The organism is Oharaeibacter diazotrophicus, assembly GCF_004362745.1.
Taxonomy (GTDB): Bacteria; Pseudomonadota; Alphaproteobacteria; order Rhizobiales; family Pleomorphomonadaceae; genus Oharaeibacter; species Oharaeibacter diazotrophicus.
Genome location: NZ_SNXY01000006.1, coordinates 951,651 through 966,347 on the forward strand (window position 1 = coordinate 951,651; position 14,697 = coordinate 966,347).

12 protein-coding genes are annotated in these 14,697 nt (G+C 72.2%); 7 read left to right on the forward strand and 5 right to left on the reverse strand.

Going from position 1 to position 14,697, the window contains the following annotated elements:
* The first annotated feature begins 56 nt into the window (after nt 1–56).
* From EDD54_RS04540 to EDD54_RS04555, 4 genes are all read left to right on the forward strand, one after another.
* Nucleotides 57–809: an SDR family oxidoreductase gene (locus tag EDD54_RS04540; protein ID WP_126536170.1), complete on the forward strand. Its 753-nt coding sequence runs from the start codon at nt 57–59 to the stop codon at nt 807–809.
* A 213-nt stretch (nt 810–1,022) separates the two neighbouring features.
* Entirely contained in the window at nt 1,023–3,689 is a 2,667-nt protein-coding gene (ppdK, locus tag EDD54_RS04545; RefSeq protein ID WP_126536168.1) for a pyruvate, phosphate dikinase, read from the forward strand.
* Nucleotides 3,690–3,707: 18 nt separating this feature from the next.
* Nucleotides 3,708–4,655 carry an ArgK/MeaB family GTPase gene (locus EDD54_RS04550; RefSeq protein WP_207620403.1) on the forward strand — a complete coding sequence of 316 codons (948 nt, stop codon included), beginning with the start codon at nt 3,708–3,710 and terminating at the stop codon, nt 4,653–4,655.
* An 88-nt stretch (nt 4,656–4,743) separates the two neighbouring features.
* Entirely contained in the window at nt 4,744–5,607 is an 864-nt protein-coding gene (locus tag EDD54_RS04555; RefSeq protein ID WP_133673959.1) for a pilus assembly protein TadG-related protein, read from the forward strand.
* Here the strand turns inward: EDD54_RS04555 and EDD54_RS04560 are convergent.
* Nucleotides 5,597–6,820: an MFS transporter gene (locus tag EDD54_RS04560; protein WP_126536164.1), complete on the reverse strand. Its 1,224-nt coding sequence runs from the start codon at nt 6,818–6,820 to the stop codon at nt 5,597–5,599. The two genes, EDD54_RS04555 and EDD54_RS04560, sit on opposite strands and share 11 nt — an antisense overlap.
* 294 nt (nt 6,821–7,114) lie before the next feature.
* Between EDD54_RS04560 and EDD54_RS04565 the strand changes: the two genes are divergently transcribed.
* Both EDD54_RS04565 and EDD54_RS04570 read left to right on the forward strand, forming a co-directional pair.
* Nucleotides 7,115–7,747, forward strand: a complete 633-nt coding sequence (locus EDD54_RS04565) for a 2OG-Fe(II) oxygenase (protein ID WP_207620402.1) — start codon at nt 7,115–7,117, stop codon at nt 7,745–7,747.
* Between the two features lie 91 nt (nt 7,748–7,838).
* Entirely contained in the window at nt 7,839–9,743 is a 1,905-nt protein-coding gene (locus EDD54_RS04570; protein WP_126536162.1) for an asparagine synthase-related protein, read from the forward strand.
* 22 nt (nt 9,744–9,765) lie between these two features.
* On the opposite strand, the gene EDD54_RS04575 is transcribed toward EDD54_RS04570, so the two are convergent.
* The 4 genes from EDD54_RS04575 to EDD54_RS04590 form a co-directional block, all read right to left on the reverse strand.
* Nucleotides 9,766–10,047 carry a lasso peptide biosynthesis PqqD family chaperone gene (locus tag EDD54_RS04575; protein WP_126536160.1) on the reverse strand — a complete coding sequence of 94 codons (282 nt, stop codon included), beginning with the start codon at nt 10,045–10,047 and terminating at the stop codon, nt 9,766–9,768.
* 54 nt (nt 10,048–10,101) lie between these two features.
* Nucleotides 10,102–10,953 (reverse strand): sulfotransferase domain-containing protein, encoded by an 852-nt coding sequence (locus EDD54_RS04580; protein ID WP_126536158.1) that lies wholly within the window; start codon nt 10,951–10,953, stop codon nt 10,102–10,104.
* The gene (locus tag EDD54_RS04585; protein WP_126536156.1) at nt 10,953–11,852 is read right to left on the reverse strand and encodes a phosphoenolpyruvate carboxykinase (ATP); all 900 of its coding nucleotides are present in this window, start codon (nt 11,850–11,852) and stop codon (nt 10,953–10,955) included. The genes EDD54_RS04580 and EDD54_RS04585 overlap by 1 nt, the downstream gene beginning before the upstream one ends.
* Before the next feature lie 370 nt (nt 11,853–12,222).
* Complete coding sequence (locus EDD54_RS04590) at nt 12,223–13,458, reverse strand: cell wall hydrolase (RefSeq protein WP_245515633.1); 1,236 nt, start codon at nt 13,456–13,458, stop codon at nt 12,223–12,225.
* A gap of 233 nt (nt 13,459–13,691) precedes the next feature.
* On the opposite strand from EDD54_RS04590, the gene acuI reads away from it, so the two are divergent.
* Nucleotides 13,692–14,681 carry an acrylyl-CoA reductase (NADPH) gene (gene acuI / locus EDD54_RS04595; RefSeq protein ID WP_126536154.1) on the forward strand — a complete coding sequence of 330 codons (990 nt, stop codon included), beginning with the start codon at nt 13,692–13,694 and terminating at the stop codon, nt 14,679–14,681.
* Nucleotides 14,682–14,697: the final 16 nt, after the last annotated feature.

Sequence of the window (14,697 nt, forward strand, 5' to 3'; positions counted from 1 at the left end):
AATAATTCGGTAATTTGGAACTACGGGATAAACGAACTCCCGAGCAGGAGAGACCCATGCGATTCGAAGGCACCAACGCACTCGTCACCGGCGGCTCGTCGGGCATCGGCTACGCCACCGCCGCAGCGCTGATCGCCGAGGGCGCGGACCGCGTCTACGTCACCGGCCGCAACGCACAGGCGCTCCGGACGGCCGCCGACCGGCTCGGCGAGAAGGCGATCCCCGTGGTCGCCGACGCCTCCAGCCTTTCCGACAGCGCCGCCCTCGCCGACCGCGTCCGCGCCGACGGCGTCACCCTCGACGTCCTGTTCGCCAACGCGGGCATCGCGGAGTCGCGCAGCTTCGCCGAGACCGACGAGGCCTTCTTCGACCGCACCTTCGACATCAACGTGAAGGGGCTGTTCTTCCAGGTGCAGGCGCTGCTGCCGGTGCTGGCCGACGGCGCGTCGGTGATCGTCAACGCCTCGATCGTGGCCAACAAGGGCATGGCCAACCTGTCGGTCTACAACGCCTCCAAGGCGGCGGTGCGCTCCTTCGCCCGCACCTGGGCCAACGAACTCAAGGCCCGCGGCATCCGCGTCAACGCCGTCAGCCCGGGCGCGACGCGCACGCCGATCATGGAGAACGGCCTGAAGATGGACGCCGACGCGATCGCCGGCTTCGACGCCCTGCTCGCCGCCGCCGCCCCGGCCGGCCGCATGGGCCGGCCCGACGAGATCGCCGCCGGCGTGCTGTTCCTCGCCGACGCCCGCTCGAGCTACGTCAACGGCATCGAACTCTCGGTCGACGGCGGCTTCGCCCAGGTCTGAGGCAGCGCCCGACTGGGCGCCGGCCAGAGGTCCGAACATCGTAAGGTCCGGGCGTGTCGGACCTTTCCGAACCGGGTTCGAGACCGCACCGCCCCGGGGGTGCGACACCCGCGCCGTCGAGGCGGGTCCGGCTCGTCGGTAGTACTTATCGACAGACGGGCCCGCCGGGTCCACCCTCTGCGCCCGGATGCGGCCAGCCTGGACGGTGCTGCGATGAAATGGGTCTACACCTTCGGCGACGGGGCGGCGGAGGGTACCGCCGCCATGAAGAACCTGCTCGGCGGCAAGGGCGCCAACCTCGCCGAGATGGCCAATCTCGGCCTGCCGGTGCCGCCCGGGTTCACCATCACCACCGAGGTCTGCACCCACTTCTACGCCAACGGCCGCGCCTATCCCGAATCGCTCGCCAGCGAGGTCGACGCCGCCCTCGCCTATCTCGGCGAGAAGACCGGCCGCCGCTTCGGCGACCCGACCCGCCCGCTGCTGGTCTCGGTGCGCTCCGGCGCCCGGGCCTCGATGCCGGGCATGATGGACACGGTGCTGAACCTCGGCCTCAACGACGTCACGGTCGGGGCGCTGGCCGCCGAAGCCGGCGACGAACGCTTCGCCTGGGACAGCTACCGCCGCTTCATCCAGATGTACGGCGACGTGGTGCTCGGCCTCGACCACCACGCCTTCGAGGAACTGCTCGACGACCTCAAGGCCCGCGAGGGCTACGTGCTCGACACCGATCTTTCCGCCAACGACTGGCGCGAGATCGTCGGCGAGTACCAGAAGCTCGTCGCCGACGAGACCGGCGAGCCCTTCCCGCAGGATCCGGCGGTGCAGCTCTGGGGCGCCATCGGCGCCGTGTTCGGGTCGTGGATGAACGCCCGCGCGGTGACCTATCGCAAGCTCCACGACATTCCCGCCTCCTGGGGCACCGCGGTCAACGTCCAGACCATGGTGTTCGGCAACATGGGCGACACCTCGGCCACCGGCGTCGCCTTCTCGCGCAACCCCTCCACCGGCGAGAACGCGCTCTACGGCGAGTTCCTGGTCAACGCCCAGGGCGAGGACGTGGTGGCGGGCATCCGCACCCCGCAGGACATTACCGAGGCCGCCCGCCTCGCCGCCCGCTCCGACCGGCCTTCGCTCGAGGCGCTGATGCCGGAGGCCTACGCCGAGTTCGCGCACTACGCCCGCGAACTCGAGAAGCACTACCGCGACATGCAGGACCTCGAGTTTACGGTCGAGCGCGGCAAGCTGTGGATGCTCCAGGCCCGTGTCGGCAAGCGCACCGCCGAGGCGGCGCTGCGCATCGCCGTCGAGATGGCCGAGGACGGCCTGATCACCCGCGAAGAGGCGATCGAGCGCATCGACCCGTCCTCGCTCGACCAACTGCTGCACCCGACCATCGACCCGAAGGCGGCGCGCGACCTGCTCGGCGCCGGCCTGCCGGCCTCCCCTGGCGCGGCCTCCGGCGCCATCGTCTTCACCGCCGACGAGGCGGAGGCGCGGCGCCAGCGCGGCCAGCGCGTCATCCTGGTGCGCGTCGAGACCAGCCCCGAGGACATCCACGGCATGCACGCCGCCGAGGGAATCCTGACCACCCGCGGCGGCATGACCAGCCACGCGGCCGTGGTCGCCCGCGGCATGGGCAAGCCCTGCGTCTCCGGCGCCGGTTCGATCCGCGTCGACGTCGCCCGCGGCACGCTGACCGCGGTCGGCCGCACTTTCACCGCCGGCGACGTCATCACCATCGACGGCGGCACCGGCCAGGTGATGGCCGGCTCGGTGCCGATGCGCCAGCCCGAACTCTCCGGCACCTTCGCGACGCTGATGGGCTGGGCCGACGAGGTCCGCCGCATGACGGTGCGCACCAACGCCGAGACGCCGGCCGACGCCCGCGCCGCCCGCGCCTTCGGCGCCGAGGGCATCGGGCTCTGCCGCACCGAGCACATGTTCTTCGACCACGCCCGCATCACCGCCGTGCGCGAGATGATCCTCGCCAACACGCCGGAGGGCCGGCGCGCCGCGCTCGCCAAGATCCTGCCGATGCAGCGTCAGGACTTCGTCGACCTGTTCGAGATCATGCACGGCCTGCCGGTCTGCATCCGCCTGCTCGACCCGCCGCTGCACGAGTTCCTGCCGCGCGGCGCCGACGAGATCGCCGACGTCGCCGCCGTGCTCGGCGTGACGCCGGACGTGCTGGCCCAGCGCGCCGAGGCGATGGCCGAGTTCAACCCGATGCTCGGCCACCGCGGCTGCCGACTCGCGATCTCTTTCCCGGAGATCGCCGAGATGCAGGCGCGCGCCATCTTCGAGGCCGCGGCGATCGCCGCCGTCGCCACCGGCGCGCCGGTGATCCCGGAGATCATGGTGCCGCTGGTCGCCACCAAGGCCGAGCTCGACTACGTCAAGGCGATCGTCGACCGCGTCGCCGGCGAGGTCGCGCGCGAGCAGGGCACGGCGATCCCCTACCACGTCGGAACCATGATCGAACTGCCGCGCGCTGCGCTCCGGGCCGGTGAGATCGCCGAGAGCGCCGAGTTCTTCTCCTTCGGCACCAACGACTTGACCCAGACCACCTTCGGCATCTCGCGCGACGACGCCGCCTCCTTCCTGACCACCTATCTCCAGAAGGGCCTGCTGCCGAAGGACCCCTTCGTCAGCCTCGACCCCGAGGGCGTCGGCGAACTCGTCGAGATCGCCGCCGAGCGCGGCAGGCGGACGCGGGCGGGCATCAAGCTCGGCATCTGCGGCGAGCACGGCGGCGATCCCGCCTCGATCTCGTTCTGCGACAAGATCGGCCTCGACTATGTGTCCTGTTCCCCGTTCCGGGTGCCGATCGCTAGGTTGGCGGCGGCGCGGGCGGCACTCGCCGCCCGCCGGACCTGAGGCTCGGACGAGGACCCGTTGACGACACCCCTGGAACTCGGCGCGATCCGCGCAGCCGGCAAGCCGGCGGTGGCGCGTGCCCTGGCGGCGATCGAGACCGCCGGCGGTATCGCCCGCCACGCCGCGCTGCTCGACGCCTGCGTCGCGGAGCCGGGCGGCCACGTGCTCGGCCTGACCGGCCCACCGGGCGTCGGCAAGTCGACGCTGACCAACGCGCTGGTCCGTCACGTCCGCGCCCGCGGCGAGACGCTCGGCGTGATCGCGGTCGACCCGTCGTCGCGGGTGACGCGCGGCGCGCTGCTCGGCGACCGCACCCGCCTCAAGACCGACCCGGACGACCGCGGCATCTTCGTGCGCTCGATGGCCGCGCGCGACCGGCTCGGGGGCCTCTCCGACCACGCGGTCGGCGCCGTCGCGCTGATGCAGGCGGTCTACGACCGGGTGATCGTCGAATCCGTCGGCATCGGCCAGTCCGAAGCCGACGTCGCCACCGTCGCCGACACCGTGGTGCTGTGCATCCAGCCGGGCTCGGGCGACAGCCTGCAGTTCATGAAGGCCGGCGTGATGGAGATCCCCGACGTCGTCGTGGTCACCAAGGCCGACACCGGCGCCCCGGCCCGCCGGGCCGCCGCCGACGTCGAGGGCGCGCTGTCGCTCGCCGTCCGCGCCGCGGACGCCTTGGTGCCGCCGGTGCTGACGGTGTCCTCGACCGCCGGCACCGGTCTCGACGCGCTCCTCGAGGCCGTCGAGCGCCACCGGGCCTGGACCACGGACCCTGTGCGTGCGGACCGGCTGAGGGCCGCCCGCTTCCGCCACTGGGTCGCCGACGCCGTCAAGGTCGGCTTCGGGACGGCGGGCCTCGCGCTGGTCGACCTCGACCGCGCCCTCGAGGCCGCCGCCGGCCCGTTCGGTGCCGTCGCCGCCGAGACCGCCGCGCTCGCCCGCCGCCTGGAAATGGGACGATAGGGCCGGGTTTCGACGATCGTTTTCATCGAAATTTAGATGCTTTGCCCGCAAGGATCGCAGACGTTCAACCGTCCCCCCGGGACCAGTCATGTCGTCCGCCAGCGCCTTTCCGGCCACCTTCGCGCGCGACGAGAGCGGATCGACCGCTCTCGCCTTCGCCATTTCCTTCTTCGTCGTCGCCTTCTCGCTCGGAGCCGCGGTCGACTACGGCCGTCAGTCGGACCTGAAGTCGAACCTCCAGGCCGCTGCCGACAGCATCGCGTTGGCCAGCGCGACCCGCGGCGCGGCGCTGACCCAGCAGGAGGCCAAGCAACTCCTCAACCGCACGCTGGCGGCCTCCGGCGGCCGGATCGACACGGTCTCGGTCGAGGGCGACGGCACCGGCGTCTTCACCGTCACGCTCGCGGCAGAGGTCGACGCCAGTTTCCTGGCGATCGGTGGCTTCGACAAGCTCGGCGCTACCGTGAGTTCCAAGGCCAAGGAGGCGACGGCGAAGAAGTTGCAGTCGGCGACCATGTCGATCAAGAGCGCAAAGGGCACCTTCGACAAGGAAATCTACTTCGTCACTTACGACAAGAACGGCACGGTCCTGAAGCGTCAGCTGATGCTGACATATGACTACACCAACAAGAACGGCAAGATCAGCACGAAGTTCACGCCGACGATCGGCACGGCGACCACGATCACGGTCACGGACTACGACAGCTACGCCATCGAGATGGTCGCCTACCAGGACACCACCTACACCGGCAAGCACACCTTCCCGAAGACCTACAGCTCGAAGGCGCTCGACGTCTCGAGCTTCCTGAAGGTCGCCGGCGCGTGCTCGGACACGGCCGGCTCGACCATGGACTGGGAGGACGGCGGCGACGGCGACTACGCCGACCTCAAGACCACCCTCGCCTGTACGCTCCAGACGACCAACCAGGACGGCGTCCGCCTCACGCAGTGACCGGGCGCGGCACCGCCGTCTCGCGAATCGGCAGGTGCACGATGCCGGCGAAGATGCCGAGCAGCACGCCGAGGATCCAGACGCCGTCGTAGGAATGGGTCGCGTCGTAGAGCCGTCCGCCGAGCCAGACGCCGAGGAAGGCGCCGATCTGGTGCGAGAAGAACACGATGCCCGAGAGCATCGCGATGTAGCGCGTGCCGAACATCACGCCGACGAGTCCCTGGGTCGGCGGCACGGTGGAGAGCCACAGGAAGCCCGCAGCGGCCGAGAACAGCAGCACCGTGGTCGGCGACGTCGGCAAGAGCCAGAACAGACCGTAGGCGACGGCCCGGCCGAAGTAGATCACCGACAGGATGTAGCGCTTCGGCAGCCGGTTCGAGAGCTGGCCGGCGATCAGCGAGCCTGCGATGTTGAAGAGCCCGATCAGGCCGAGCGCCCAGGCTCCCCAACTGGCGTCGAGGCCCTTGTCGACGATGTAGGGCGGCAGGTGCGTCGTCACGAAGGCGACGTGGAAGCCGCAGACGAAGAAGCCCGCGATCAGCAGCCAGTAGGAGCGGTGGCCGAACGCCTCGCCGAGCGCCTCGCGGATCGTCTGGTCGCGGCCGCCGACGCCGCCGCCGGCGGCCGGCTTGCCCTTCAGCGGGATCGCCAGCAGCGGCACCACGGCCATCAGGCAGGCGAGCACCAGGAGGGCGTTCTGGTAGCCGTAGCGATCGATCACGCCGAGGCCGATCGGGGCGAACAGGAGCTGGCCCATCGACCCGGCGGCGGTGCCGAGGCCGTAGGCGGTGCCGCGGAAGCTCGCGGGCAGAAGGCGCGCGAAGGCGGCCAGCACCATGAAGAAGGCCGAGCCGGCGATGCCGAGCCCGAGCAGCACGCCGGCGGTGAACTGCAGGCCGACGGGATCCGTCGTGTAGGCCATGGTGACGAGGCCGAGCGCGTAGAGCAGAGCGCCCGCCGTCAGCACCCGCCAGGTGCCGAAGCGGTCGGCGATCATGCCGGCGAAGGGCTGGCCGAGGCCCCACATCAGGTTCTGCAGCGCGATCGCGAGCGCGAACACCTCCCGGCTCCAGCCGTTCGCCGTGGTCATCGGCGTCAGGAAGAAGCCCATGGTCGAGCGCGGGCCGAAGGTGAGGATGGCGACGAGGCAGCCGCACACCACGACCACGGCGGGCGGGACGGCCGAGGCGGCGCGGGAGGGGACGGTGGTCACGGCGGGAACTCCTGCGGGCGCCGGGATCGCGTCCGTCGTCCAGATCTACCGAACCATGGTCGATCGCGGAAATGAATAAGTGTCATCGAAACGATCGCGGACACTCATGACAGCGACCGCGGCATGACCGCCGGGCGCGATCCCTGTTGCCGGCCGCAGGGCGTTGCGGTTTTGTGCAATCGCGACGCAGCGTCCCTCCGGCGAGTCGGAGACCGCTCGCCGATCCGACGATGCCGGTGGCGACGATTCCCGCGCGCGCGACCGGCCGCACCCCTGCAGGAACGAGCACACCGCATGACCTCCCCACCCCCGATGCGCGCCTTGGAGCAGCCCGCGCCGCATCGCCTGATCCGCGGGTTCCTGGGGGAGGACATGGTCGAGCGCCTGCTCGCCCATGCCGCCGCCCGCCGGGACGACTTCGAAGTCACCACCATCGGTGCCGAAGGCCGCGTGGACCCGAACATCCGGGTCTCACGCGTGCTGCGCGATCTCGGACCGCTGCGCGAGGAACTCGACGCCCGGTTCCGCGCGGTGATGGACGAGGCCGTCGCGACGCTGCGCCTGTCGCCTTTCGTGTCGACGCGGTTGGAGCTGGAACTGGTCGCCCACGGCGACGGCGCCTTCTACGGCCGTCACATCGACACTCGGACCGGCGCGAACGACGCCGCCACGGAGAGGGTCCTGACCGCCGTCCACTATTTCCACGCCCTGCCCAAGGGCTTCGATGGCGGCGAACTGCGCCTGCACTCCTTCCGCCCGGTCGACCAGGGCGGCCGCTTCGTCGACATCGAACCCGAACGCGACCTGCTGCTGCTGTTCCCGTCGTGGGCGCCGCACGAGGTGCGGCCGATCCGGTGTCCGTCCGGCGCCTTCATGGACTCGCGCTTCGCGATCAACTGCTGGTTCCGCCGCGCGCGGGGCAAATGAGTACCAACCGAGCCGGCCCGCCGCCGCTGCCCATGCGCCCTGCCCCTCTCGCGCACCGCCGGCCGATCCGGATCGCGTCGAGCCGCCGCCGATGCGCCTGATCTGCGGGTTCCTGCACCTCGACGGCCGCCCCGCCGAGGCGGACCGGCTCGACGCCATGGCCGCGGCCATGGTCGAGCCCGGGTTCGCGCCGGCGCGCTCCCGCCACGTCGAGGGCCCGGTAGCCCTCGCCACGCTCGACTTCGCCCGCCGCCCCGGCGCGACCGAGTCGCCAGCCCCGCCGCTGCCGCGCGGCGCCGGCGGCCTCGTGCTGGCCGCCGACGCCCGTCTCGACGGCACGCCGGGCCGAGGCCCGGCGTGGGGAGCCGCCGCGGACGCGGCGCTGCTCGCGGTGCTCGACCGTCCGGGTTCGCCCGGCGACGCCCTCGCCGCGGTCTCCGGCGACTTCGCGCTCGCCGCCTGGGACCCGCGGACCCGGGCGCTGACCTTGGCCCGGGACGACTTCGGCGTCCGGCCGCTGTTCACCGTCGATCTGCCCGGGCGTCTGTTCGCCTTCGCTTCATTGCCGCGGGGATTGCACGCGTCCGGGCTGGTCGAGCGCCGACTCGACGAGGTTCATTTCCTGCGCGAACTGCTGATGGCGGACACGCCGGCGGACGCCTCGCTGTTCGCCGGCGTCGGCCGCCTCGACCCGGGATCCTGGCTGCGGCTGTCCCCGGGTCGGCGCGAAGGAGGGCGGCACTGGCGGCTCGATCCCACGGCGGCCGGCAAACGGCGCTGCGATCCGGCCGAGGCGGCCGAGGAGATGGCCGCTCTGATCGAAGCCGCGGTGCGCCGGCGCCTGCCGGAGACCGGCCCGGTCGCCGCCCACCTCAGCGGCGGGCTCGATTCCGGCGCGATCGCAGTCCTCGCCAGCCGGGCCTTGCGCGGCGCCGGCCGGCCGTTGCTGGCTTATCCGTTCCTGCCCGGCAGCTACGGCGACTACCGCCCCGAGGGCGAGGAGCCGCAGGTCCGCATCGTGCTGGAGCGGGAGCCTGACCTTGCCTGCGTGCCGATCCGGCTCGGCCCGGCGCGCGACGTCCTGATGCCCCGGACGGACGGCGATCAGGTCACGCCCTTCGATCCGGCCGATCCGGACAGCGCCGTCTGCATCGACGCGGCGGCACGCGGCGCCGAGATGCTGCTGTCGGGCTGGGGCGGGGATCAGGCCGCCTCCTACAACGGCCGCGCCGCGCTCGCCGAGGCGCTGCTGCACGGTCGCCTGGGACGGGTGGCGGCGGAAGCGCGGGCGCTGGCGGCGGCGCGGGGTGCTTCGCCGCTGCGGACGCTCTGGGGCGAGGTGGCACCCCACCTGGTGCCGGCGCCGGTCTGGCGCGCGATCGGCCGCGCGACCGGCCGGCCGCCCGGCGTCGCAGATGTCACGCGCGGGCTCCTGCGGGCCGAGGCGCTCGCGGGACTGAGGATCGAGCGCGTCCGCATCGGCGCCGACGACGTCGCCAACCGCCTGCGCCTCGTCGAGAACGGGCTGGTGGCGCGGCGCGCGGAGCGCTGGGCGCTCACGGCGGCGCGCACCGGCATGGCGGTGTCGTTCCCGCTGCTGGACCGAGCGGTGGTGGCCTGCGCGGTCGCGCTGCCGAGCGCGATGTTCCTGCGCGGCGGCGTCCGCCGCCGGCTGTTCCGCGACGCCACCGTGGGCGTGCTGCCGGACGGCGTGCGCCTGCACCGCGGCAAGAGCCGGCCGTTCCCGGAGCTCCATCTCCTGATCGGGCTGGAGCGCGCGGCCCTGCTGGACTTCGTCGCCGAGGCGCGCGCCCATCCGCTGGTCGACCGGCTGATCGATCTCGACGCCGTCGCGGCGCTGCTGCGGACCGTCCCGGCCGGCGAGGAGGCGCGGCGCCGCGCCGCCGAGCTCGAGCGGGACGGCGTGTTGCTCGCCGCCTGCGTCGCGCTCCACCGCGTCCTGCGCGCCGTCTGCCACCTGCGTCAGCACCACTGAAAAGCGGTGACCCGGCCCGCCGTCAGGACGCCAGCAGTCCGCGTCGACGCAGTTCGCCGAGGAACCGCTCGACGTGCGCGCGGGCCGTGTCCGGATCGACCTCGTATTCCGCCGTCAGCGCCGCCACGAGGGCGTCGGCCGACGTCGGCGTCTCCAGGAGCTCCCAGATCCGGGCGCCGACGGCGTTCAGGTTGTAGTAGCGCCCCTGCTCGACGCTCATCATCAAGAGTTCCTGGTCGAGCGCCGCCGTCAGCAACCCCTCGGCCCGCACCAGGACGCCGTCGTCCCCAACTTCGCCACTCATCGCCACCCCCGAAAGGCCCGTGCCGCGACCTTCGGCCCGTGCGGCCTCGCGATATCACACATAGCCGAAGCGCTCCATCACCGGCCCGTGGTCGGCGACGATCGTCGCGGCCTGTGCCGGGGTGAGCACGTCGGCCCAGGCCCCGGCGCGGCCGGACCGGAAGAACGGCGCCGTCGACCACGACAGCCGTTCGGAGAAGCCGTCGCGGCGCTCCTGGCGCTGCAACTCGGAGAAGTCGGCGAAGCGGACGGCACGGGCGATCGCCTCGCCGGTCGCGGCAAGGCCGAGGAAGGCGGCGACGGCGCCGAAACGGCCGGTCGGATCGGCGAGGAGGTCCTCGTAGCGCAGGACGTGCACGGGCACGTCGCGCTGGCTCGCCCAGCTCTCGACGTGGCCGCTCCAGGTCGACAACAGCTGGGGCACCTGCCGTGTCGGCCTGCTGCCGTTCGCGGACGTCGTGCATCGCTCGTCGGCCATGTGGGCGATCGTGACGTCGATCGACCTGCCGTTGTGGTGCGCGAGCGACACCGCGACGTCGCGCGGATCGCGCACCACGTAGACCGCCGCCGCCCCGGTGCCGCGGCCTAGCACCGGCTCGCCGGCGGCGTTGCACCGATAGGCGTCGTGACACTTGACGAACAGCCGCCCGGTCTCCGCCGCGACGACGGCCTCGAGGACGCGCGGTCGCAACAGGTCGACCTCGTCGGGCGTGAGGAGCGTGGTGTCGATCGGCGCCAGATCCTCGACCTCGTGCCGGGCGGCGAGCGGGCGGCTGTCGAGCCCCATCCGGTTGATGTCGGCCGGGCGGTCGCCGGCGCCGAGCAGGTTGGCGAGCAGCAGACGCAGCCAAGTGTTGCCCGACTTCGGGTACGAGGCGAGCCACACGATCCCGCCGGCGCCCGCCATCACGGCGCTCCGGGCCGGGACGGCTCCGACCGGCAGGCCGCGACGACCGCGGCGACCGCGTCGTCGAGCAGAGCGAAGTCCATCGGGCGCTCGAGCAGGACCACCCGCGTCCGCGCGACGAGCCGCGCGACATCGCGGAGGATTTCGCCGTCCGGGCGCATCGTGCGGGCGAGGCGACGGCGATAGGTCTCGGCGGAGAGCAGCGCGGCGGCGTCCGCCGCCTCGAGAGCCGACGATGCGACTGTGCGGGCAGAGGGTGACTCGCGCATGAGCACGACGGTCGCGAGCGGCACCGCCTCGGGTGCGGGCCCGCCGAACGGCGCGACGTGGAACTTGGCGATCGGCTGCCGCACCCGCGCGCCCCGCCGGTCGGAGAGATTCAGTTGCTCGACCGTCTCCGCCCACAGCCGATGCGAGCGCCCGTCGGACAGCGCCGTCGGTGTTCCGTCGGCCTCGAAGCGGATCGCCGCGATGTCGTCGCCGACGAACGCGGCGCCCGAGGCGCAGAGGGCGGCCGCGAGCGTCGACTTTCCCGAGCCGGACCGGCCGCAGATCACGACGCCGCGTCCGTCGAGGCAGACGGTGGCGCCGTGCAGCACGAGTTGGCCCCGCTGAAACAGCAATGCGGCGAGAACCGTACCGCGCAGGAATGCCGAGACGTCCGCATCGGAGGCGCCGACGTCACGGTCGACGACCACCTCGCGGCCGTCGCGGACGAGGAAGCGGGCGACGGCGGGCACGTCCAACTGGAACGCGCGGTTCGCGAGCTGCCAAGCCGGACCGGAGCGGAAGGCGTCGGGTAGTGCGGGAGGGACGGCACCCGCGCGAACGACGACGTCCGGGGCCGACGCCTCGTCTTCGGCTCCGGGCAGGTCGGTCAGGACGAAGTCGGAGGTCACCGACAGGCCGCAGACCCTGTGGCGGAACATCTCAGGCCCGGACACCCGTTTCGCCTTCGACTGATCCCAAGCAAAACGATGGTCGACGACGTTCGACGGACTCAAGAATTCGGGCCGGTGGCGGGTGACGATTCGTCCGTATAGTTCGTTTTGGGGCCGGCTTCGGTGAGGCTGTGGACGCTCTGGTCGCGGATCTCGGGGGCGGCCCACGTCTTCCGGGCGGGTACCGTCTCGACGGCGGACGAAACGGACGGCTCACGCGGATCGGTGGACATGATTCTCGGGCGCTCGAAGGACGGGCACACGGGATCGGTGCCTTGCGAGAACCCTAGCGGTTGCGGCCCACCCGACGCAAGCACGCCGTGACGCCTCAGCTCCAGCCGCCGTAGATCGTCTGGTAGAACACGTGGCGGCCGATCTTGGCCTTCTTCGTGAAGACACCCGCCCAGTTCGGCCGGACGTAGGTGGCGTGATAGTGGGTGGCGCTGCCGATCTCGTCGAGCCGCTCGCCGCCGAAGGTGACGTCGTGCGCCACCTGCTCGGCCCGCCGCCACGCCGCGCCCGGGTGGACCCGGTCGGGAATGCCGTCGCAGGCGAAGGAGAACTGGCAAGCGTCGCGCAGATTGCGGTTCTGGTAGACCACCTCGCAGATCGTCTCGGGATAGGCCGGGTTGCGGACCCGGTTGAGCACGACCTGCGCCACCGCGACCTGACCGCGGTGCGATTCGCCACGGCTCTCGAAATAGACCGCCTCGGCGAGGCAGCGTTGTTCGCCCTCCTCGTAGGCCGATGCCGGCAAGGAGTTGGCCGCCCAGCCGAAATCGCCGGGGGCGAGCGTGATCGCCGGCGGCGCCGGCCGGTCGGCAGGCGTCGCGAACAGGGCGTCGAACACGTCCTGGCCGACCACCGAGGTCGCCGGCGCGTAGGCGGCGAGCATCTGCTCGGCGGCGGCGTTGGTGGCGGCCGGCGCGACGGCGCGGCGCGGATAGGCGGCGTCGGTCAGCAGCGTCACGTGCGGACGCACCGCCGGCACCGGCACCGGATCGAGGATGGCGACGTCGGTCATCTCGGGCCGCGGGCCGATGAAGCGGCCGACGGCGAGCACCGACAGCGGCGCTTCGGCGCGCGAAAACGCGACCTGGACGCTGCCGGGGGCGGGCGGCTCCAGCCGGCCCTGCTCCTGGAACAGGCTGCCGGCCGAGAAGCCCGGCGCGGTCGCCGGGGTTGTGACGGTGATCGGCAGGTCGCCCTTCCAGCTGCGGTCGATGCGGTCCTCGTCCGGACTGCCGTCGCCGGCGTCGATCGAGCCGGTGACGATCGGGTCGATACCCTCGACCACGACGGCGCCGCCGCCGGTGGTGACGGTGGCCGCCCCGCGCGGCATCTCGTCCATCGGGCGGGTGACGAGCCGGGTCTCGCCGCCGGGACCGGCGCCGAGCGCGACGGCCCAGCGCGCCGACGGATCGAACGACTTCAGAAGGAGTGCCGCGACGTCCTGCTGGCCGATCTCGGCGGAGGTGACGACCAACGCGGCCGGGGCGAGGAGGCCGGCTGCGCCGAGCGCGCGCAGGCGGGCGGTCGTTACGATCCGACGACGTCGACGCATGACATCCGGTCCCCGGACGGCCGGCGCGCCGCGGCCGACGGACCGCCTGGTGGGAACGCGCTACCGGATCCACTGTGGTTCCGATGCTCGCCGATTAACCTTGAAGAGACGTTAATCCGCCCCTCCCCACCCCGGCGACGGCGGCTTCCCGCGCCGGATCCGCCATCGGACGCGCCGGCGATTTGCGAACATGGTAAACGGGACCGGGGTGGAAACTTCGGGAGAGTCGCAGGATGAGCGCGTTCGATGCGGTGGTCGTGTCGCGGGACGAGGAGAAGCGCCAGTCGGTCGCCCTCGCCCGCCTGACCGAGGCGGACCTGATGGAGGGCGACGTCACCGTCCGGGTCACCCACTCCACCGTCAACTACAAGGACGGCCTCGCCGTCACCGGCAAGCTGCCGGTGGTGCGGCGCTGGCCGATGGTGCCGGGCGTCGACTTCACCGGCGAGGTGATCTCCTCGTCCGATCCGTATTTCGCACCCGGCGACGCGGTGATCCTGAACGGCTGGGGCGTCGGCGAGGCGCATCTCGGCGGCTGGGCCGGCATCGCCCGCGTCAAGGGCGACTGGCTGATCCGCCGACCCGCCGGGCTCACCGGCGCCGAGGCGATGGCGATCGGCACCGCCGGCTACACGGCGATGCTGTCGCTGATGGCGCTGGAGGCCCACGGCCTGACGCCGGCGAGCGGTCCCGCCGTCGTCACCGGCGCCGCCGGCGGCGTCGGCTCGGTGGCGGTGATGCTGCTGGCCGCCGCCGGCTGGCACGTCGCCGCGGTGACCGGGCGCCCCTCGGAGGCCGACTATCTCACCGGCCTCGGCGCCGCCGAGATCGTCGACCGTGCCGAACTCTCCGGCCCGGCCAAGCCGCTCGCCCGCGAACGCTGGGCCGCCGGCGTCGACAACGTCGGCTCGCACATCCTCGCCAACGTGCTGTCGATGATCAAGGCGGAGGGCGCCGTCGCCGCCTGCGGCAACGCCATGGGCATGGACCTGCCGACCTCGGTCGCCCCGTTCATCCTGCGCGGCGTCTCGCTGCTCGGCATCAACTCGGTCAGCGTGCCGCGCGCCAAGCGCGAGACGGCCTGGACCCGCCTCGCCACCGGACTCGACCGCACCAAGCTCGCCGCCATGACCACGACGATACCGCTGTCCGGCGCGATCGACGCCGGGCGCGCGATCGCCGAGGGCAAGGTGCGCGGCCGCACCGTCGTCGAAATCGGTTGAACGGACGGGCGCAAGC